This window comes from Mycoplasma tracheobuteonis (assembly GCF_054456995.1).
Genome location: NZ_JBTKTG010000004.1, coordinates 1 through 22,535 on the forward strand (window position 1 = coordinate 1; position 22,535 = coordinate 22,535).

Annotated in this window: 21 protein-coding genes; 1 reads left to right on the forward strand and 20 read right to left on the reverse strand. The window is 29.0% G+C overall.

The genetic code is table 4. From position 1 onward, the window contains the following. Nucleotides 1-91: 91 nt before the first annotated feature. The 8 genes from ACX1M8_RS01415 to rpmF form a co-directional block, all read right to left on the reverse strand. A complete protein-coding gene (locus ACX1M8_RS01415; RefSeq protein ID WP_458616629.1) occupies nt 92-1,018 on the reverse strand; it encodes an NAD(P)/FAD-dependent oxidoreductase in 927 nt (308 codons plus the stop codon). Between the two features lie 55 nt (nt 1,019-1,073). Next, the gene (gene lgt, locus ACX1M8_RS01420; protein ID WP_458834984.1) at nt 1,074-2,051 is read right to left on the reverse strand and encodes a prolipoprotein diacylglyceryl transferase; all 978 of its coding nucleotides are present in this window, start codon (nt 2,049-2,051) and stop codon (nt 1,074-1,076) included. Then, complete coding sequence (hprK, locus tag ACX1M8_RS01425) at nt 2,044-2,985, reverse strand: HPr(Ser) kinase/phosphatase (protein WP_458836647.1); 942 nt, start codon at nt 2,983-2,985, stop codon at nt 2,044-2,046. The genes lgt and hprK overlap by 8 nt, the downstream gene beginning before the upstream one ends. A gap of 62 nt (nt 2,986-3,047) precedes the next feature. Further along, nucleotides 3,048-5,894, reverse strand: coding sequence for an excinuclease ABC subunit UvrA (gene uvrA / locus ACX1M8_RS01430; RefSeq protein ID WP_458836648.1), 2,847 nt, complete (start codon nt 5,892-5,894; stop codon nt 3,048-3,050). Continuing rightward, complete coding sequence (uvrB, locus tag ACX1M8_RS01435; protein ID WP_458836649.1) at nt 5,887-7,905, reverse strand: excinuclease ABC subunit UvrB; 2,019 nt, start codon at nt 7,903-7,905, stop codon at nt 5,887-5,889. Before uvrB ends, uvrA begins: the two co-directional genes overlap by 8 nt. Before the next feature lie 98 nt (nt 7,906-8,003). Next, the gene (ruvB, locus tag ACX1M8_RS01440) at nt 8,004-8,957 is read right to left on the reverse strand and encodes a Holliday junction branch migration DNA helicase RuvB (RefSeq protein ID WP_458797832.1); all 954 of its coding nucleotides are present in this window, start codon (nt 8,955-8,957) and stop codon (nt 8,004-8,006) included. After that, nucleotides 8,932-9,531, reverse strand: coding sequence for a Holliday junction branch migration protein RuvA (ruvA, locus tag ACX1M8_RS01445; protein ID WP_458616642.1), 600 nt, complete (start codon nt 9,529-9,531; stop codon nt 8,932-8,934). The genes ruvB and ruvA overlap by 26 nt, the downstream gene beginning before the upstream one ends. Before the next feature lie 124 nt (nt 9,532-9,655). Continuing rightward, complete coding sequence (gene rpmF, locus ACX1M8_RS01450) at nt 9,656-9,856, reverse strand: 50S ribosomal protein L32 (protein WP_305938187.1); 201 nt, start codon at nt 9,854-9,856, stop codon at nt 9,656-9,658. Between the two features lie 147 nt (nt 9,857-10,003). Here rpmF and ACX1M8_RS01455 point away from each other — a divergent pair, with 147 nt between their 5' ends. Beyond that, nucleotides 10,004-10,927 carry a nucleotidyltransferase gene (locus tag ACX1M8_RS01455; RefSeq protein WP_458836650.1) on the forward strand — a complete coding sequence of 308 codons (924 nt, stop codon included), beginning with the start codon at nt 10,004-10,006 and terminating at the stop codon, nt 10,925-10,927. A gap of 32 nt (nt 10,928-10,959) precedes the next feature. On the opposite strand, the gene ACX1M8_RS01460 is transcribed toward ACX1M8_RS01455, so the two are convergent. The 12 genes from ACX1M8_RS01460 to ACX1M8_RS01515 form a co-directional block, all read right to left on the reverse strand. After that, nucleotides 10,960-12,198, reverse strand: coding sequence for a hypothetical protein (locus tag ACX1M8_RS01460; RefSeq protein ID WP_458834969.1), 1,239 nt, complete (start codon nt 12,196-12,198; stop codon nt 10,960-10,962). Next, a complete protein-coding gene (holA, locus tag ACX1M8_RS01465) occupies nt 12,155-13,090 on the reverse strand; it encodes a DNA polymerase III subunit delta (protein ID WP_458616649.1) in 936 nt (311 codons plus the stop codon). Before holA ends, ACX1M8_RS01460 begins: the two co-directional genes overlap by 44 nt. 3 nt (nt 13,091-13,093) lie before the next feature. After that, on the reverse strand, nt 13,094-14,047 hold the full coding sequence (locus ACX1M8_RS01470; RefSeq protein ID WP_458797829.1) for a ComEC/Rec2 family competence protein: 954 nt from the start codon (nt 14,045-14,047) through the stop codon (nt 13,094-13,096). A gap of 365 nt (nt 14,048-14,412) precedes the next feature. After that, nucleotides 14,413-14,922 (reverse strand): MAG0490 family ComEA-like DNA-binding protein, encoded by a 510-nt coding sequence (locus tag ACX1M8_RS01475; protein WP_458616653.1) that lies wholly within the window; start codon nt 14,920-14,922, stop codon nt 14,413-14,415. 434 nt (nt 14,923-15,356) lie between these two features. Further along, entirely contained in the window at nt 15,357-16,481 is a 1,125-nt protein-coding gene (locus ACX1M8_RS01480) for a YhjD/YihY/BrkB family envelope integrity protein (protein ID WP_458616655.1), read from the reverse strand. Beyond that, nucleotides 16,465-17,886, reverse strand: coding sequence for an Asp-tRNA(Asn)/Glu-tRNA(Gln) amidotransferase subunit GatB (gatB, locus tag ACX1M8_RS01485; RefSeq protein WP_458616657.1), 1,422 nt, complete (start codon nt 17,884-17,886; stop codon nt 16,465-16,467). Before gatB ends, ACX1M8_RS01480 begins: the two co-directional genes overlap by 17 nt. After that, complete coding sequence (locus tag ACX1M8_RS01490) at nt 17,879-19,204, reverse strand: amidase family protein (protein WP_458797828.1); 1,326 nt, start codon at nt 19,202-19,204, stop codon at nt 17,879-17,881. Before ACX1M8_RS01490 ends, gatB begins: the two co-directional genes overlap by 8 nt. Further along, complete coding sequence (locus ACX1M8_RS01495) at nt 19,204-19,506, reverse strand: Asp-tRNA(Asn)/Glu-tRNA(Gln) amidotransferase subunit GatC (RefSeq protein ID WP_458807150.1); 303 nt, start codon at nt 19,504-19,506, stop codon at nt 19,204-19,206. Before ACX1M8_RS01495 ends, ACX1M8_RS01490 begins: the two co-directional genes overlap by 1 nt. A gap of 10 nt (nt 19,507-19,516) precedes the next feature. Then, entirely contained in the window at nt 19,517-20,392 is an 876-nt protein-coding gene (locus ACX1M8_RS01500; protein WP_458797827.1) for a pseudouridine synthase family protein, read from the reverse strand. 58 nt (nt 20,393-20,450) lie between these two features. Further along, a complete protein-coding gene (gene scpB / locus ACX1M8_RS01505) occupies nt 20,451-21,023 on the reverse strand; it encodes an SMC-Scp complex subunit ScpB (protein WP_458616665.1) in 573 nt (190 codons plus the stop codon). Further along, the gene (locus ACX1M8_RS01510) at nt 21,013-21,777 is read right to left on the reverse strand and encodes a segregation/condensation protein A (protein ID WP_458616667.1); all 765 of its coding nucleotides are present in this window, start codon (nt 21,775-21,777) and stop codon (nt 21,013-21,015) included. The genes scpB and ACX1M8_RS01510 overlap by 11 nt, the downstream gene beginning before the upstream one ends. Continuing rightward, nucleotides 21,761-22,531: a lysophospholipid acyltransferase family protein gene (locus ACX1M8_RS01515; protein WP_458616669.1), complete on the reverse strand. Its 771-nt coding sequence runs from the start codon at nt 22,529-22,531 to the stop codon at nt 21,761-21,763. Before ACX1M8_RS01515 ends, ACX1M8_RS01510 begins: the two co-directional genes overlap by 17 nt. Nucleotides 22,532-22,535 lie beyond the last annotated feature (4 nt).

A 22,535-nucleotide genomic window follows, 5' to 3' on the forward strand; every position in this document is an offset into this window, starting at 1 on the left:
ATATCTGGTATAAAAGCCAGATATTTTAGTGTTGCAATGGAAATTGCATTTTAGTAAATGTGGAACATTCCACATTTTTCAAAAGTTTTAGTTATTTTTCAGTATTAACTAAGTCAACAATCTTTTTAGCAGCAATAGCACCATCACTAGCTGCAGTAACGATTTGACGTATATCTTTTACTCTAATATCGCCAGCTGCAAAAATACCAGGAACCTTAGTTTCCATATTTTCATCAGTTATTATAAATCCTTTTGAGTCTAGAATATCTAAGTCTTGTAAAAATCAGGCTGTTGATTCCATGCCGATATATGGGAAGAATGAAGAAACTTTGATTTCTTCTTCATTACCATCTTGATCTTTTATAATTGCACTTTCGAGTTGATTTTCACCCTTAAGTTCTACTATTTGAGAAAAACGATGAATTTTAATGTTAGGCAATTTGTATAAGTCTTGAACTAGTCTTCTTTCAGCAGCAAAATCACCACCTCTAATTACTAAATGCACTTCTGAAGCGATGCTTGATAAGTAAGCTGATTCTTCAACAGCTGAGTTACCATCTCCTAAAACTAATGTAGGATTTTTACCGAATAAAGGACCATCACATATGGCACAAAAACTAACACCACGATTCATAAATTTATCGATGTTTTTAATAAATGTAGGTATTTTGTTTTTCATTCCTGTAGCAATTAAGATAGTTTTAGCTTGTATCATTTGTCCACTAGCTAGATAAACTTCTTTGTGTGTTACATCAATATTTTTTACTTCTACAACATCACCATAGATGTATTTGGCACCATACTTTTGAGAGTGGTTAAAAAATTCTTGAGCTAATTCCCAACCCTCAATCATTTCTGTACCAATTCAGTTTTCAACTTTATTTGTAGCTGAAAGCTTACCTCCTGGTGTTCCTTTTTCGATGAAGGCAACTGATAAATTTGCTCTAGATGCATAAAGCGCAGCATTTAAACCAGCTGGCCCTCCACCAATAATTACTAAATCATATGATTCATTCATATACACTCCTTTTTAATTATTATAGTTATAAAAAAAGCATTAGTTAATGCAATTTTTATTTTCTGATTTTTGTTTTAGTAAAGCATACTAAATGTTTAAGAGTAGTTCTGTAAACATAATTGTTGTATTTTTCTTTATCTTTCATTTCATAGACTCATCTATATTTGTCAAGTTTTTTATCATACTTAACAATTGCAAAAAATTGATAGTACATAAAAATGATAACCCCAAGAATAATGAAGATAACTGCAACATAGGTATAAAGGTTATATGATTCTTCTCTTAATGGTTCCATCGCTGCACGAGTTACACCATATCATAATAGGTATAATGCACCTGTAGCTCCTGGTTTAAAAATACCAAAGTAATTAAATACTCAGCAAAGAAGAATATATCCAACTAAGTTAGCTAGCCCTTCATATAAGAATAATGGGTATCTATAAGCACCGAGTAATCCTAAATTATCACTTGTTTGATCTGAAATATACATATTAGAAGCAAATGTGTGCCCTAATGAAATAACACTATTTCCACTTCAATCTATTTTTCCATAAACTTCGTGGTTTGCATAGTTACCAAAACGTCCAACGAATTGTCCGACTAAAACAGCAGGAAGAATATAGCTAAAGCATTTTCTCATATCGATGTATTGACGTTTTGTGTATAAGTAACAAGTATCAAGAACAGCAGCTAAGATAACACCTCCTTGAATACTCATTCCACCTTCCCAAATCGCATATCAATGCGAATTAGGGAAAGGATTTTGTGGATCGTAAATTAAACGTTCGATTATAAATCCTAAACGACCACCAAAGATACCTGCTGGTACTGTAATAATGATAACTACGAATAAGATATTTACATCTCAATTTTCTTTATATCAGAAAAAGAAAACAGTTAAGATAGCAAATAAGAAACCAAACATAATCATTAATGAATAAAGGTGCATTGAATAATTACCAATATTGAATAAGATTGTTGGCTCTCCCTCTCTTATGGGACTATTGGGTAAAAACGAAGGTAAATTATTCATTATTCTCCTTTTGTGCTCTTTCATATAACATTTCAACTACATTCATTCCTGAATTTCTAGCTAAATATGTATTTACTGCAGCCTTAATTAAGGAAGCAGCTGAGCCCCCTTCTTTAATTGGGATTTGCATTTTTCTAATTGATCTACCAAAAATAGGATATTCCAAGTAGTCTGTTCCAAGACGATCAAAATCATTTTTACCTTCTTGACGAACTAATTCAATAACTAAATCAATCATAGATGATTTAGCAACTGAGGAAACTCCGTAAAGTTGTGTAATATCAACTAAACCAATCCCTCTAATTTCAAGGAAGTTACGAGTAATATCAGGTGATGAACCAATAAAGATATTTCCGTTATCTTTGATTAATACAGCGTCATCAGAAATTAGAACACTACCTTGCTGAACTAGCTGAAGTGCTGCTTCAGATTTTCCAATTCCTGATTCACCTGTGATAAGCACACCGGTACCACCGATAAGGACAAGTGTTCCATGTACTTGTGTAACTTCTCCGAAGTAATTATTTAAATATGAACCAATATTTGTAGAGATGTAAGAAGTAGACATGCGAACCAATGCTACAGGGATTTTGTATTTATTTGCAACATCAATAACTCAATTTATAGCAGGCTTATTGAATCCTTTTGACAATATAACGATAGGTGGTTTACGTGAAAATACTCATTCTAATGATTCATATGCTTTGGTTTTACCAATTAAACTAAATCATGTAGATTCTGCAGTACCTCAAGCTATGACGTTTTTTGAAATACGATCATTTTCAAAATGTTCAGCTAGCTCTAACCCAACACGTTTAATTGCTGGGAGATAAATATCATTATATTCAAGTTCTACATCTTTACCATTAATAATATTTAAATCAAAGAATTCGATAATTCTTTTGATGTTCATTTTCTTTTTTTCTTTACTCATAAACTTCCTTAAATAAAATCTATTTAATTATATAAGTTATTATCTTATTTAAAATAAGATAATTATTTTTTTAGAATTTTGTTTAGAAATTCGCCAGTATAACTTCCTGGTGTAATTGAAACTTGTTCAGGAGTACCACTAGCAACAACTTGACCACCATGTATTCCACCATCAGGACCTAAATCAATTAAATAATCACAAGACTTAATTACGTCTAAATTATGTTCGATAACAACAACTGTATCCCCATTGTCTACAATACGATTTAAGATGTCGATAAGTTTTTTAACATCGTGAGTATGAAGACCTGTGGTAGGTTCGTCTAACACATAAACAGTCTTGCCTGTAGGTTTTCTTTGTAAATAAGTAGCTAATTTAACTCTTTGAGCTTCTCCACCACTTAAAGTTGTCGACATTTGTCCTAATTGTATGTATCCTAGACCTACATCCATAAGAATTTGTAATTTATCAAGGATTTTTTGTTTATTTTTAAAAAAGTCAATAGCTTCTTCAACAGACATATCAAGAATTTGCGAAATATCTTTATGATGATATTTAATTTCTAATGTTTCACGATTATATCTTTTTCCATCACATTGATCACAAGGAACGAAAACATCAGGGAGAAAGTGCATTTCGATTTTTATAAAACCATCACCACAACATTTTTCACATCTACCACCAGGGATATTAAAGCTAAAACGAGATTTAGTATAACCACGAGCACGGGCTTCAGCTACATTACCAAAAATATCTCTGATATCATCAAAAACACCGGTATATGTTGCTGGATTAGAACGAGGAGTTCTTCCTATAGGTGATTGATTTACAGCAATCACTTTATCGATATTATTTAATCCTTGAATTGAGCTAAATTTGGCTTTTTTATGGTTAATACCATCAAGTAAGTCTAATGAATATTGGATACCACGAACAAAAATTTCATTAATCAATGTACTTTTACCTGAACCTGAAACCCCTGTTATTCCGACAAGTTTACCAAGTGGAATTTTTACATCGATATTTTTTAGATTATTTTCTCTAGCACCCTTAATAACTATTTCTTTATTATTACCTTTTCTACGAGCAAGTGGAATTGGTATATTTCATTCTTGGGATAAGTATTTTCCAGTAATAGATCTTTCGCTAGCGATAATATCGTCTAGAGTACCTTGTGCTACAACTTCACCACCATGAATACCTGCCTGAGGACCAATATCCACGATATAATCAGCAGCAAACATTGTGTCTTCATCATGTTCTACAACAATTAAAGTATTTCCTATATCAACCATTTTTCTAAGTGTATTAATAAGTTTTAAATTATCTTTTTGGTGTAAACCTATAGAAGGTTCATCAAGTACATATAGAACCCCCGTTAGGTTAGAACCTATTTGAGTAGCTAATCTAATTCTTTGAGCTTCCCCACCACTAAGTGTTTCAGCACTACGGTTAAGTGTTAAATAGTCCAAACCAACATTTTTTAGGAATGTTAATCTATCGATTAATTCTTTAGTAATAAGGTTTGAAATTTGCAGTTCTTGAGGTGTAAGCTTGTTTAGTAATCCTTGAACATTATCCAAACATTCTTCGACAGAAAGCAGTGTGTAGTCATAAATATTTTTATTATCGATTAGAACAGCTCTAGCAGATTCGTTTAAACGAGATCCATTACATACTGAACAAGTAAATGAACCCATGTATTTATTTAAATATTCACGTCTTCTGTCGGATGAAGTTTCATAATACAATTTTTCAATTTTAGTTACTATACCTTCTATCATTCTATCGCGACGAATAATATTATTAGAAGAAGATTTCAATGCATAAGCAATAGGCTCATTAGAACCATACATAATAATATTTCTTTGATCTTGAGTTAATTCTTCAATTGGTGTGTTTTTGTCTATATTATAGTGTTGAAGAAGTTGATCAAACTCTTGCCATTCCAGATTTGTTGTGTTAATTGTATTTTCAAAATATTTAATAGCACCTTCGTTTATAGTTCTTCATTGTTCAGGAACGATTGCATCGAAATCAGCTTTAAATTCAACACCTAAACCTTTACAGTTTTCACACATACCGTATGGGGCGTTAAATGAAAATAAACGAGTTTCAATTTTAGGCATATTAAAGTCTTTATAAACACAAGAGTGAGTTTTAGAATAAGTATAAACTTGTTTTGTTTCAACATCTTCAATTTTAATTAACCCATTTGAATACTCAGCTGCAACATCTAATGAGTCTGCAATTTGAACATACTTTTCTTCATTTAGTACTACACGCGTGATGACTAAGTCAATATCATGTTTATTATTTTTAGCTAGTGAGATATTATCTTCTAGCATATAAAAATCACCATCAATTTTAACTCTTACAAAACCATCCTTACGAAGTTTTTCAAGTAAGTTGGCATGAGTTCCTTTTTCGCCTTCAACTAAAGGAGCATAAATAATTAGTTTAGAATTTTCGGGTAATTGGTATATTGAGTCTAATATATCTTTAGTTGTTTGTGAACTAATTTCAATATGGTGATTAGGGCAGTAAGGTTTACCTATACGAGCAAAAAGCAATCTAAAGTAATCATAGATTTCAGTAACTGTTCCAACTGTAGATCTGGGGTTGTTGTGAACAGTTTTTTGCTCTATTGATATAGAGGGAGAAAGCCCTTCTATTTTATCGACATCCGGCTTTTTCGTACCACCTAAAAACATACGAGCATATGAAGAAAGAGAATCAACATATCTACGACGTCCTTCTTCATATATCGTGTTAAAGGCAAGAGAACTTTTACCACTACCACTAAGCCCTGTAAATACAATTAACTTATTTTTAGGAATAGTTAGGTCAATATTTTTTAAATTATTTTCTCTAGCACCTTGAATTATTAATTTGTCTTCTTTACTCATTTATATCCTCCTCTATTGGCTTATGTTTTTCATCAACTTGTAATTCGAGTAATATATCACGTAGTTGAATTGCTCTTTCGTAATCGAGTTCTTTAGCAGCTTGTTCCATTTGTTTTCTAATTTCATCGATTGCTTCTTGTTTTTGCTTTTTAGTAACCTTACCTTTTTCTTGTGATTTAGTAATAATTGCCTCGATAGCATTTGTTATATCGTGACCTTGGATTGGCTCAGGTATAGGTTTAATAATTGTTTTAGGTATTATATTGTGTTCCTTATTATACGCTATTTGCATTGCACGTTTTTCTAGGTTGTCTTCAATACATTTTTGCATACTAGGAGTAATTTTATCTGCATAAAATATGGCTTGCCCATTTGCATTTCTAGCTGCACGTCCTGTAATTTGAATAAGACTTTCTGTATTACGCATAAAGCCTTCTTTATCGGCATCCAGAACAATAACCTTAGAAACTTCAGGGATATCCATACCTTCACGAAGAAGATTAATAGCAACAACAACTTCGTAAGCTCCTTTACGAAGTTTTCTAAGTATTTCATTACGTACAAAAGTATTAAAATCAGAATGTAAATAAGCAGACTTAATCCCTTTTTCTTGTAGATATGCTGATAGAGTTTCAGCTTGTTTTTTAGATCAGGTTAAAATAAGAGCTCTTGAATTAGTATCTCTTTGTTTTATGATTGTGTCATAAATGTCTTCGATTTGATTTTTAGTAGGTTTTACAATTATTTCAGGATCAACTAGACCTGTTGGACGAACAAATAATTTAGCAATCTTTCCTTCTGATTTATTTAATTCATATTCACGAGGTGTAGCTGAAATGTAAATTTTATAAAAATTAAAATTATTTTCTCACTCATCAAAATTTAGAGGTCTATTTTCTAGTGCTGAAGGTAATCTAAATCCATAGTTTACTAAATTTTCTTTTCTACTACGATCTCCTGCATACATCCCACCAACTTGTGGAACTAGCTTGTGAGATTCATCGATAAACATTAATGAATCTTTCGGGAAGTAGTCTAATATTGTGTAAGGTCTTTGCCCAAAATCTCTACCATCAAGGTACATTGAGTAATTTTCAATTCCCTTACATATCCCAAATTCTTGCATATCATCCATATCATTTTGGACTCTTTGAGATAATCTAGAAGCTTCTAAAATTTTTCCCTCTTTTTGAAATGCTGCAATACTTTTATCTAGTTCTTCTTTTATTTTAGGGATAATCACATCATAAATGGAATCTTCAGTAGCATAAGCATTACCTGGCGATAATATATAAATTTTAGGTTTATCTTTCACTTCTTTAGTTAAAGGATCTACTGAAGCAATTTCTTCAATTTCATCGCCAAAGAATGTTATACGAATACAAGCCTCTTCGTTATCAGCAGGATATACAAAAATAGCATCACCTTTAACGGTGAAGTCCCCTGCTTCTTGAACCGCATCATTACGATCGTATTTAATCTGAATTAGCTTATTTATGAAATCCTTCATTGAGATTGGTTGATGTATATAAAATCTAAAAAATGATTCTTTATATACTTCTGGATTTAAGGCGCCATAAATAGCACTAACACTAGCGACTACTATAACATCTTTTCTTGTAAGTAGTGAATTAATAGCGCTCAGTCTTAATATTTCAATTTGCTCGTTTGTTCGTGAATCTTTATCAATATAAACATCTGTTGATGGTATATATGCTTCAGGTCTATAGTAATCAAAGTATGAAATAAAATACTCAACAGCATTTTCTGGGAAAAAGCCTTTAAGCTCACTATATAGCTGCGAAGCTAATGTTTTTGTATGAGAAAGGACAATTACAGGTCTATCAAATTCTTTAATAACATTTGCTATTGTAAATGTTTTACCAGAACCTGTAACCCCTTGTAACACTTGATCTCTTTCATTATTTTTAATACCATCAACTAGCTGTTTTATAGCATTAGGTTGATCTCCAGTTGGTTGATAATTTGAATGTAATTTAAATATTCCCATAAGTTTTTATATTATATTCTTTTATGGCTTTTATCAAAATTATAAAAAAGCTAAATATACACTATAAATATAGCAATATTTAGCTTTTTACATTTATTTTAATATAATTTCTGTCTTATTAAATAATCAATTCCTTCTGATGTTATACGTCTTCCTTTCGAACTTTTTTCAACAAGTTTTAATAACAACAATGGAGGTTCAATTTCATTAACAATACTATCTTTAGTATGTAATAATAAACCTGTAATTGTATCTAATGCGACATATTTTTCTTCAAAACCCTCTTTTAGAACTTCTAAATATTCAATATGATCTTTAGTTAGTCCATATTCATATAAATCTAAATATTTAAAAGTTTTCTTAACGATTCGCTTATTAATAATGCCTTTATTATGCGCTAATGCAAAATCATTAACACGTTCAAGTAAGTGATTAGCTAATCGAGGGATTCTGCGAGAGTAACTTGTGACTAGTTTAAGTATTTCATCACTTACATCAATTGATAATTTTTGTCTAGTTATGGTTAATATCTTAAATATATCTTCTGGTGTGTAGTTTACAATTCTTCCCACAAATCCAAAACGATCTTTAAGTGGTTGAGAGATTTCGTTTAATTTAGTAGTAGCTCCAATTAATGTAAATGGCTTTATTTTCATTCTAATTGCACGTGAATTTCCTTCGGCACCAACGATTAAGTCGAAGACGAAATCTTCCATAGCTCCATATAAAAATTCAATAACATTTTTATTAATACTATGAATTTCATCAATGAAGACTATATCTCCTTCATTAATGACTGATAAAACACTGATTAAATCAGATTTCTTTTCGATATTAGCGCCTTGTATAAAGTGAATACGTGACTTATTTTCTTTAGCAATTAATGTTGCTAAAGTTGTTTTACCCATTCCAGGTGAACCATATAATAATATATGATCTAAAATTTTATTTTGAATTTGAGCACTTCGCATCATAGCTTGAAGTGTTTTGACTAATTTATTTTGCCCAATAAACTCTGAAAATTTATTAGGCCTCAAGTCTAGATAATTCATTTCCATCATTTGCTATAAGCTTAATGCTCTCTTCTATCATATGATCTAAGTCATCTGATAGCTTAATTTTCTTTAAAGCAAGATCAATTTGTGATTTATTAAATCCTAATTGTTGTAATGTTTTATTTAATTCTTCTCTGGTTTGTAACTTTTCTGCTTTTTTATTATCTGCATTAGTTATAATCTTTGATCATTTTTCAGATAGTTGAACACAAATAATATTAGCTAGTTTTTCGCTTATAAATTGAATTGATGATAGTTCTTGATAATTTTCATTTGCTATTAATCTAGCAATGTATTCTCAGCCTCTATCTAGTAATATCATAGCAATTTTAGGACCTACTTTTTCTACGGTTATTAAATCCATAAATAACAATCTTTCTTTAAAATCTTTAAACCCATAAGTACATTCTGTGTAATCAGTTCTATGTGTATAAAGATAAATTTTAGCTTTTTGGCCTACTTCAAATCTAGAATCATTAGGTACATTCATTAAGTAGCCTTCTGATCTTGATTCTAAGATTATGCTTCCTTTGTTTTTATAAACAATTTCTCCAAATATATAAAGTTTCATTCGTTTCCTTTCTTCATCTCTCACTATATATAGTAAATATGCTTGAAAAAGAACAAAAAGCGAACAAAAAAGCACTTTTTCCAGTGCTTTAATTATTTATAAGAATGATTAATTAATAAAGTTATTAGTTATTTCTGTCGTTTAATGCAACATAGCCTTCAACTTTTTTACCTTTGTAAAATCCACAAAATTTGCATACAACATGTTGTTCAATTTTTTGACTGCAGTTTTTGCAAGATACAAGGTTAGGTGTATCTAAAGCTGAGTGAGTGTTTCTTTTGTGTTTACGTTGTTTAGACGTTTTACGTTTTGGAACAATAGCCATTTTACCCCCTTTGAAGTATGTATTAATTAATAAGCTAATTTATTATATTATAAAAATCAAATTTTAAAAATAATTAATTAGTAAAAAATCCTATTAATTTTCAAAAATATCATACTTATTTTTAAGTATTCTAATTATAATTTATTTGTGAAAAAAAATAAGAAAATTAGAGTAGGAATCATAGCTGAATATAACCCTTTTCATAATGGTCATATTTACCAAATAAACTGAATCAAAAGAAACATTCCTAATGCTTATATAATTGTTGCAATGTCGAATAAATTTTCTCAAAGAGGTGAGATCACTTGCGCGAGCTTTAGAGAGAGAAAAAAATATGCAAAAGCCTATGGTGTAGATAAAGTTGTCAAAATGGATGATAGAGATGTTATTCAAGCAGCTCATATTTTTGCTCAATCAGGTGTTAAATTATTAAATAAATATAATATTCAATATTTGGTTTTTGGCTCAGAAACAAATGATGTAACTTTATTTTTAAATATAGCAAAAACTATTAAAGAAAAGAATGTTGAATATAATGAACTTGTAAGGCAATTTATGAAAAAGGGAGGCAATAGCTTTCCTAGAGCAAATAATCTAGCTATTCAAGCATTGTTGAATGAGAATATCGAAATGCCTAATGATATTTTGGGATTAGAATATGTAAAAACAATAATCAATGAAAATTTCAACATTCATCCGATTAGTATCCAAAGAACTATTGGATTTCATTCTCAAACAGTGAATAATAATTTTGCTAGTGCAACTAAAATAAGAGAAATGTTAAAAAACAATCAAGACATCTCCTTTTACACACCTATGAAATTAAAATACTCTAATAAAAGAGATATTTCAAATACTTATCCTAAATTTAAGAAAATTATTCAAAAATATTCAGTTGAGCAATTAAGGGAATTTAAACTAATTTCAGAGGGATTGGAAAATTTATTTAAGAAACAAATTTTACTAAATGACAACTATCATGATTTTATAGATGCTTGCGTTTCAAAAAGATATACAAGAAGCAGAATACAAAGATGTTACTTAAATGTCTTGCTTAAGATAAAAAAATAGTGAAAGTAAATAATACTTTCACCATCATGAATTTACTTGATTTTAATTCATTTATATCCATAAGAATGTATTTCTTTATGGATTTTTTTTCACATAATTTTTAAGTGTTGTTTAATGTTTTGATATCTAAAGTTAAATTTATATTCAATATCACCTGAGATTATATATTTATAAGTATTTTGTTTAAATGTCAAAGTCTTAATCTTAATTTTATTTGATGAAGAATACTTCAAAATATCATTTCTTTTATATAAGGAAGAAATGAAATAATTATTAATGCTATCTTGTAGCAATAAATAATCGAATAAGTTTACATTTCACTCATCTTCCTTGTTTTGAAAAGCGAAATAATAACAATAATTTTTAGTTGAAGCAGCCAGATTTTCTAATATGATACGAACTTGTGTATCTTTATAAGAAAGTGATCCTGTATGTGTTGATAAAAATTTATTTGAGTTGAATATAATATTTACTTTCTTTTTGAGTAATTTTTCTATTGCTTTAATAATTTTGCTAAATTCATTATATAGAATAATATCAGTGAATATTTCTAAATTCTGTAGCTTTTTATTTAAAAATAAGCTTGCTTTATTATCGGGTTCGTAGATGTTTATATCTATGTTTAAGTCATTTTGGATTTGAATTAACGTTTGATTAATAAAGTTGTAATCATCAGCTAGAATTTGATTTTGTTTATTAGAACAAAATTCATATAAATTGCTAATAAAGAAACCATCAACTTTAATTTGTTTTGATAAATTGAGATAAATTTGTTTAATGTGCTTATAAAGATCATTATCTTCGGCATTCTTTTTTAGTTTAATAACTTGAGTGTAGAGTAAATTGTTATATTTTAATGAAGATTTTGTATCAATATTATCTTTAACCTCAAAATTATCCAAATCTATTCTTGCTAAAACATCAGAAAATGAAGGAATACTATGAAATTCCAAGGTAAAAAAGAATTTAGCATTTAATTTAGCAGCCTTATTTAAAAATAAATGCAAATTTTTTATTCTCTTTTTAGCTAAATTTTCATTTTCATCATCAAGAAGCATTAAATGGTAATTGTAAAAATTATATAGGTCAGGAATAACTATCCCTACGTTATAGTGGAATGCGTTTATTTCTGCTAATTTTTGCAAAATATTTTCAAAGTATTTTACAGAAACAACCAAGTCATTATTTTTTAAAATTTCTTCATCTAGAACAATAAAAGAATCGATTTTATTTTCCGAAGTTTTTTGTCAAGAAAGATTGGAATAAATCATTAGCATCTACCCCCGTAGTTTTAATTTTATAGTCGATATCACCGAGTTCGAAAATAATACGTTTAACATCGCTGTTTTTATAATTGCTGGCTATTTTTTCAATAACAAATAGCCTTTTTGTAGAAATGCCTAATTTAGAAGCAATTTCTTCCCTGTGCTGTAGCACATGCGAATATGATTGATATCTATTGATTAAACACATTGTGTTGCTTATTGTATAAATTAATTTATTAAGCTCTTCGCCTTGTGAGGTAAGTAATAAATACCTTTTATAGATATCAGATAAATCATTTGCTCCTAATGCGTTAGAAAAATAGAAAGGATCCTCGATTGGATATTGAGTAATGAAACTATCTATTAATTCTTTTGTAATTGGCTCACCTAATAAGGATAATTTATCAATTTCGTTTTCAGCAACCTGAACATCATTAGGTATTTTAGTTAAGAAATATAGCAAGTCATTATATTTGATATTTAGGCCATATTCTTTAAAACGATTATTTACCCACTGATTAAATTCCTTTTCGCTATATGAATTAAATTCATACTTCTTGTGTATACTGAGCAAATCTAGAAATTTAATATCAGCTTGTGCTAATTCCTCTAAGTAGATAACACAATTGGTATCAGATTTATTAAATAATTCAGCTAACTCTTTTGCATTTATCTTGTTATTTTTAAGAAATGTTTTGTCCCTATAAAATTTAGGTTTATATAGGATCAATAATTTATCGTTCTTAAATAATGAATTAGATAAAAGTAAGGTAGTTAAAAAGTCTAAATCTGTTATATCATCTTTTATCTCTACAATAGAATCAGGATTATATCCTTTTTTAATTTCTTTAATTTTTTGCTCTACAAAATAGCGATTTGTTCCAGTGATTATAGTCATAATTTAATTATACTTTCTTACGTCACTTTTCTTATAAATAATTGATTGTTTTACTAAAATAAAATAATCTAAAACATACAACATTAATAGGTAATTTGTACCGTTAAATTCAATCCTCATGTTAAATGAATGTAGATGCCGAATAAGGCTCTCAAGTATGTTAGAGAAAGGAATACATAGAAATGTTAGTGGAAAAAATATTGTAAAAAAGATAATAGACAATTGAAATATAGGTGTTAAGAATAAAATATATAAGAAACTTAATACACTGAAACTGTGTTGCTGTACAGAAATTATAGTTACTGATAAGAATCAAGAAATAATATAAATTTTTAGAGTATAAATGGTCTTAGCATACCTTTTCTTTTTAGGATCTTCTTCTTCGAGTTTTGCTTGGCCTTGACTATATAGAACTAAGGCAAAGGTCAGGATGAAAGAAAGCCAGTATCCTAAATTTAAAACATTTTTAGGCGAGTACAGCAAATATACAAAAGAAATTCAAAACAGAATTTGATGTAGCGATACCTTATCATGCCACTTTTTTCTCATTAGAAATTGCTGTATAAGTAAAAAAGCAAAAGCACGAACTACCGAAATAGATTTTTTAACAAAGAAGAAGTAGATGATTATTAAGAATGTGCTTAAGATCATCTTTTTATCTATCTTTTTAGTTATTAAATTAATTAGTCCAAATACCGTAGCAAAGTGCAATCCACTAACTACGATCAAGTGCACTGCACCCATTTGTTTAAGGTTAGAAACTATTTCATTATTTGTTTGTATGCTGAAACCGAATAATAGTGGAATTATTAATTTATAATAACCCAAATCTATATTTAAATAATGCTTAAAAAATATATTCCTTATATTTCATCAATTATCTGCTCTAGTAAATTCCGTTACATTTAAGATGTAATATATATTATTAGCTTGATAATAATTTGATGCATAATCCATTTCTTTTAATTTTCCTACAGCATAGAACTGAGAGTAAATAGTTATATCTGGATAAAGATCTCGTTTTCAAACAACTAACTTACGAAATCATTCATCTCTAATATAGACATTTTTCTCAGTTACATCTATTACCGTAAATTTTCCTTGAATCTGTTTGCCTACATACCAAATACGCGAGTAAATGAACTGATGCAAATTTAAAAAGAGAAACAAGATAAACAAACACAGTCACACTGACCACATAAATTTAATATCTATAATTGCTACATAGATTATAAGGAGAAAAATAGGAATTGCTATGTATCAATTTCTTGTGGCTATCATCAAGGAAAATAAGGAAATTATGATAAAAAAGTTTATCCACATTATTCTAAAATTAAAAATGTTTTTAATTTTTCAAATGTTCTTGAGCCGATACCTTTTATGGATTCAATATCATTCCATGTTACAACATCAAATTTATGTTTTTTGTGATATTCAAATAATATTTTTGCGAATTTTTTATCTATACCAAAGGCGATAAAGTCACTGATAGATTTGATGTCGCTTCAGTATAAATTTAAATCATATTTAGGTATAAAAATAACTTTTTTATCATCTGCATAGTTATCAAGTTTAAAATTATCTAGATTAGATCCTGTTTTTACTTGAGCCATAAAGAACAATTCACGATATGTTAGTGGTTTAATTGAATCTATTTTTGTATGCAAAACATTACCACTCAGCTTGTAGTGATAAACTTGATCTTTTTTGTCTTCCTTATCGCTTGCTGATGTATTTTGATTTTGGACTAAGCGCTGTGATAAAACAAATCCTGCGATAGCGCTAGCGATAGAAATACCGATTACATAAAACCAAATTTTTTTATTTCGCATACATCTTATATATTAAATTATGCAAAAAAGAACTCAATGTGAACAAAATAGCTTTTTTGTCAATTTGCAAAAAAAGAACCACAGAGATATCTGTGGCCTTATATATTATATGTATAAAAATAAAATACTGGATGTGTAAGAATTTATAAAATATATTAAGATATATAAGAAATAAAAAACAAGTTGTAAAATAAAAAATAAATATGTATATATAAATGATTTGCTTAAAATGCGACTTTTTAAGCACGATAACTTAGTACAAAATAATAAATAGTTTACTATTTAAGCAGTATACAGGACATTCTCATGTCCCATACATATAATACACTATTTTTTTATGAGCAAAAAAATTTTTTATAGTTTTTTATCCCTATAGCGTAGGTGAATTAAATAAAAAACACCATTCTTTTATAAAGAATAGTGTAAGTAAATTTTTAAAATAATCATTGTCTTTTGTTGATTGTACGAGTACTAATATAATTTTTATAATAAGCATTATTAAAGGTTATACCTAGAAACATAAAGTACACAAATCAGTTGATAAAGAATGCGATGGTAAAGAAGAATCCAACCACCCCACCAAATTTATCATAACTAAAATAACTATTAATTGTATTAAATAACAGAACTAATAATATAGTTGGTGTAGCAGATAGTAATGCACCTTTGTAAATACTTTTTAAGTTTAATTTAAATGAAGGAATTAATTTAAAAAGCATAATAAGAAGACAGAATATAAATATTATTGCAAAAATGAAATATACCATAATATTTAGTCAGTATTCTGGATCAAAGGCTATCTTATTTTCTTTTGTAATCGTAGCAGGATGATTTAGTCCTATTTTCTTTTCTAAAGCAATATCAGCCGTAGAAAATCCTCAAAATAGAACTGAAACACAAAGCACGATGAAGAAACCTTTAATTTTATTACCTCAGTATGTACCCATCTTATAGTGATCATAAATATAGTTTGTTGATGAGATTAATTTTCCATATCCTGTACTTGAAATATAAAGTGAGGATAAAAAGAGAATTAAATTAGGTAGGATTGCTTGTAAATGAAATCCCTTGGTTCCATCAGGACCTGTAGCAACTATATTTTTAAGATATGTATTAGAACCAGGAAGGAATCTCCCTAGTGTAAGCATTGAAAAGTGATCATTAAAATCTTTTCCTATACTGTTGTAAAATGATGGAATATTACTGAAAAATAGATTTAATAAGTACACGATATAAATTACAGGAACAAAAGAGATGAGAAGGTAAAAAGCACTTGAAAGTCAAATAAAGTTATACTCTTTACTGTTGAAATTGTTATAAACATTATCAATAACTTTAATTCTTTTTCGATTTTCGCTTTCATTTCTTGCTCTGAGTAATAATTTAGCAAAAAATGTAATAAGAATCTTTTTAATTAGAAATTCATATAAAACTAAAAAGATAACAAAACGATCTGGAAAAATTAAGTTTTGATGGAATTGCTTTTTAATAAGGCGATTTTTATTTTTACTTTTTGTTAGTTTTGAATAAAAATCATTTTTCTTATTTTGTCATTTCATTTAGTAGCTCTACAACAATTTGATTCGAGAGAACGGGACTTACTTGACCACCAGTTTCTTTCATTAATGCACCTAGAATAAATTTAACAACCCTTTCTGGGCGAGTACTGTATTCTGATAACATCTCTTTATTTTTATCAATAATTTGAAGTAAATGATTTTTAATTACAGTTGGATCAGTAATTTGCTTTAAGTTGTGTTCAACTAATAATGGCTCAAGTTCACCATTATAGTCGACTAATAATGGGATAAGCTTCTTAATAGATTTACCTGAAATAATTTCTTCTTGTAGTAAATCTAATGCTTCAGCAAGCAATTTAGGTTGAATATGTAATTCAACTGGATGCTTAGACATTGAGTTTGCAAGCGAGACAACTTCAGCAAAAAAGATTTTTGAAAGTTTATCTTTATCAGCGAATGGAATTGAATCAAAATATTTACTTAATTCATAGTCATCTATAAGACTTTGAATATAAATGTTTTGAATTCCATAATTTGTATATCTAGCTAATTTTTCATTAGGTAATTCATTTATTTTTACACTTTCAATGAATTCTTTTGAAAGCTTAATAATAGGAATATTTGGATCAGCAAAGTATTTATAGTCAGTTGTACCTGTTTTAGTACGCATTACAACTGTTTGATTATTGCTATCATCAAAACGTTTCGTTTGTTGAAGAATTTCCTCTCCACGAAGAAGTTTTTCTCTTTGTAGTTTGATTTCGTATTCGATAGCCTTTTTAATATTTGAAGTTGAGTTCATATTTTTGATTTCAACTTTTGTACCGAATTTATCTACGCCATAAGGTCTAAGTGAAATATTTATATCAGCTCTTAAAGAACCTTGTTCTAGTTTTCCTTCTGAAATTTCAAGAGCTAAAACAGTTTTCTTAATCATATCGACATAGTTAGCTGCTTCTTCGGCTGTTCTAATTACAGGGTATGTAACAATTTCAATTAAAGGAATACCGGCACGATTGTAGTCTAGTTTTGTTCCTGTTTCATCATGATGTTGTCTAGCTGTGTCTTCTTCAAGATGGATTCTTTCAATATCAATAATCTTAGGTCCAAAACTTGTAGGTATTTCTAATTTACCATTTTTACCGATAGGTCTATAGAATTGTGTGATTTGGTATCCCTTAGGAAGATCGGGATAAAAATAATTCTTTCTATCAAAGTGGAGTTCATCATCAATTTCCATATTTAGAGCTTTAGCTAAGGCGATTCCATATTTAACAGCTTGTTTATTTACTTGGGGTAAAGTACCAGGGTACGCTAAATCAATTTGATTTGCTTTTGTGTTAGGAACTGCATTAAAATCAATTCCAGCAGGTGAAAACATTTTAGTTTTAGTTTTTAATTCAACGTGGATTTCAATCCCGATTATAACTTCAAAATTATCCATTGATTTCTCCTCTTAATTCTTCTAAGTATTCTGCATACCCAAGTAATTTTTCATCGCTATAAATAGCTGATTCTAACGCAAAACTAAAAGGCATACCTTCATGCATTCCGAGCGGAATTGTAATTGAAGGGTTTCCAACTAAATTAGCTCCTGTTAGGATAAAGTTCATCACACCATTTGAGCTTGTATCATCACTAAATTTAGGTGCAATTCCTGCATAAGCTGGGAATAAGATACAATCATATGTTTTATGTAACTCTGTGTAGTAGTTTTTAATTAATCTACGAGCTTTTTGAGCTTTAAAGAAAATGTCTTTTTGATTTTCTGTATATAAGAAATAGCTACCTAATGCAAGACGTTCTTGAACCATTTTTCCAAAATTAGTTGATCTTGTATTTAGCATAATTTCTTCTCAAGAATCTCCATTTGCTCTATTTCCAAAACCAATACCTGTTAAGTTAGCTAAATTAGAACTTGCTTCAGAAAAGCTAATTACACGGTAAACAATATTAATAGCATTCAAAATTTCTAAATTAGGTTTAATAATTTCTACCTGTATGCCATTTGCTTTGATTTTTTCAACAAAAGCATTAAACGCATCTAACATATAGTCTTTTAAGTATGGACTAAAGTCTAAAACAGCAATTTTATTAGGTTTGCTTTTAACAGCATTTGCTATTTGAACAGGAACGCTAGTCATATCTTTATTATCTACACCATACAGTGTTTGTGCAGCAACTATAGTATCGTTAACGCAATGTGTGAAATAAGCAACTGTATCTAATGAAGAAGCGTAAGCGAACATACCATATCTACTTATAGCACCATATGAAGGTTTGAAACCAACTAGCCCATTAAATGAAGCTGGTAATCTAACACTATCTCCAGTATCACTCCCTAGTGCAAAACCAATATTAGGTGACATTGTTGCAGCTGAACCTGAAGATGAACCACCTGCAAATCTCTCTTTATCGCGTGGATTAACAATTAGCCCATAAGCACTATATGTTCCAGTTCCGCCTAAAGCTAATTCATCGTTATTTACTTTTGCGACAATGTGTGCATTAGCATCAATTAATTTTTGAACTACTGTAGCGTTATAAAATGGTTGGAAGTTTTCTAAAATTAAACTTGAAGCACGAGTTGGAGCATCCTTAGTAGCAAAAACGTCTTTTATTGTTGCAACAACATTATTAAATGTTCCTTCTTTTTCACTGTATGAATTATTTGAATATAAGTAAGCAACAGCATTGTTTTTATCACTGCTTAGTTCATTATATGCTTTAGAAAAATTACCTTTATTTTTAAATTCTCTCATTATTTTACCACCTTTGTTAGTGCTACAAATTCATCGATAGTTGCAGGAGCGTTTGTTAATATATTTTCTTGTGTTATTGAATAAGAATCATCTTCAATATCCTCACGTAATAAGTCTATGTGCAAGTCTTCGTTGATACGTTCCATAGGCTCTAGATTATCTAAATTTAGTTTATTTAATCCTTCAAGTTCAGTTTGTATTTGTTCTCAGGAAACTAATATTTTATCTAAAACATCATCGCTTGGGCGCAACATTAGTGATTGTACGATATCAATAAGTTTTTCTCTTGAAATTTGTTTCATATTGTTCTCCTTATTTTTTAAAGTTAGGAAGTGAAAAGACTTCATAGTTGTTTAAGTATTTTAGTTCACCAGTTAAGTTCTTAAATTTAAGACTATAAGAATGAAGTTGTAGCCTTTTTGCATTAGGTCCGTGATATTTTTTATCTCCATAAATAGGATATCCAAGGTATTTTAATGTAGCTCTAATTTGGTGTTTTCTTCCTGTGATAAGTTGAGCTATTTTTTTACCATCTTCCATGTAAAATAATGTTTTAGAAGGTTTAGAATCAGGAAGTTTTTTAGGACTTACTTTCATTCTTTTGTTAGGTTCATCTTTTATTGTATATAAGTTAATTTCTAACGGGTTAGCTTCTGTATATCTATCTAAGTTAATGTTGCTTCAAAAAGTATATTTTTTTACCAATGTATTTGGATTGGAATTAAAAAATGATAATGTTGAATAATTCTTTCCGTATAAAATGATTCCACTCGTTTCTTTATCTAGGCGTCCAATGTGTGAAGGCATAAAACTATCAACTGGTTTAAAGTTTAAGTAAGCTAATACCTGATTATCTAAACAATTATCTTCACCGTGTACTTCTACACCAGCTGGCTTATCGATGATTAAAATATTATCATCTTCATAAAGAACTTTAAAATTAGGTTTTACAGTTGATGTTTCATTTGATTTAAACTCTGCTTCATTTTCTAAAATTCCATAAATTTGGATCAAGTCACCTTCATTTATTATTTGATTTTTTGTCACTTTTCTATCGTTGTTGATTTTAACGTCTTTTTTACGGAATATTTTCTCAATACGACTTAATGGTAGGGATGAACAATATTTTGTTATCACCTTGTACACAGTTCTTCCTGCGTCGTTTTTTGTTGCTTTAATTTCTAACATATAACCTCTTTATATTATTATAATTTATTCTTTAAAAAGAAAAATTGGCTAAGCCAACTTATTCTTCACGTTGTGATGAAAATAAATCGAAATCACTGTTTTCGTTTTCAACACCTTCTACGTAGTTGAATTCGTTTAATTTAGGTAGATCACGCATACTTGTAAGTTTGAAGTGATCGTAGAATTTGTTAGTTACACCATATAATACAGGATTTCCTGGTGTAGGTGCAATTCCAACTTCTTCAATAACACCTTTAACAAGTAATGTATTAATTACTTGATCTGATGCAACTCCACGAATTACTGAAATTTGACTACGTGTTACTGGTTGTTTATAAGCAACAATTCCAGCTACTTCAATAGCAGCATTAGATAATCTTTGTTTTTTAACTATAGAAACCATTTTTGAAACATAATCTTTAAATGTTTCTCTAGTAGCGAATTTGTAAACTTCATTGAAGTTAACAACTTTTATACCTAGCTCCATATCGTTAAAGTAACTATGAAAATCAGACATAACTTTTTTTGCTTCAGCTAATGTTGCGAGTGAAAAAATATCTTTAACTTGTTCTAATGTTAAACCATCATCACCTTGGATGTACAATAATGCTTCTAAAATTTTATTTTTCATTATAAAGCTCTCCTCGTTTAATAATTATTTCACCAAATTCTTCTTTTTGTTCAATAACTAATACTTGTTGTTTAGCAAGAACTAATACTGCAAGTAATGTTACAACAAAGTGATTCATTGATGGCTGTGTAAATACCATTTCAAATGTAAGTACTTCGTGCTCTTTTAATAATTTCTTAATAAAAGGGAATTGATCTGAAGGTGAAAGATTAAATGTTTCTAGTTTAGTTGTACGTAAGTGTTGAGCATAAACTCTTTCAAACATTTTTCTAAGCACAGAAATCAGTTTAACCGGATTAGAATGTCCATCAAGTCTTGCATCATCACTATCTACAATAAAGTCATCAACATTTGATGGTGCTTTGATAAACATATCTTCACGATCTGATTCGAATGTTTTAAGTGCTTCTTTAATTTCTTTAAATTGTTGATATTCAACAAGCTGTTGTATCAATTTATTTTTTTCTTCAGTAACTTCAGAAGGTTCTTCCTCTTCAGGATCTTGTAGAACCATACTTGCTTTAATTTTTAGTAAAGTTGCAGCCATTACAAGATAATCACCAGCAATGTCGATTTCACTTTCCTTAAGTTGATTAATAATTTTTAAGTACTGATCAGCTAATTCCACAAGGTTGATATCAAAAATACTTATTTTTTTATCTTTTATAAGGGATAAAAGTAAATCTAATGGTCCATCGAAATCTTGCAATTGGAATGTATATTCACTGTAGTATGGATTAGTCTTCAATGCCATCTTTTACCTCTTTTTCAATTATTGACTGAACATAAGTGGCTACTTTACTTGATTCTTGAGTAATAAAACTATTTGGTTTTAATGGTGTTAAAAAGCTTACTGTTACTGTTAATCTTCCTTTGCGTTTACTATCGTTTGCTTTAAGAGAGTTTTTTATTGCTACAGGAGCAATTGTGAAGTATTCTTTTTGAGCTAATTTAAATGGAGCTGATTTGAAATCACCTAATCCATCCTCAGTCACTCTTGTTCCTTCAGGGAAAATAACACCATAAGTTTTATTTAACTTTACAAATTCAGCAAATTTATTCATTTCAACTAAACTTTGTTTAATGCTGTTTCTATCAACAAAAAATGTATTAAGTAAATGTAAAGCACTATTGATAAATTTAGCATCAGAAAGTTCTTTTTTGGCTATAAATGTAGGAATTAATTCTTTAGCATTAGCTTCATAAGATTGTTTTTCCATTGCGACTAACATAATTAGTGGATCAAATAATGACTTGTGGTTAGGAACTACTAATACATTTCCCGTTGTAGGTAAGTTTTCATAGTTCTCGATTACAACATCTACATTGTATAATTTGAGAATTTTCTTACTTAGTTTTAGTAAGTATCTGTAACGTTCTACTGATTGATAAGTTTCCTCATCCTTTTTAAATTTACGATATTTTAATTTTAGGTTTAAGAAACGTAAAGCTCAAATAGGAGAGAAAATAATTTTCTTAAAAGTTATATTAAGTGCAGTTTTTTTCATAAAT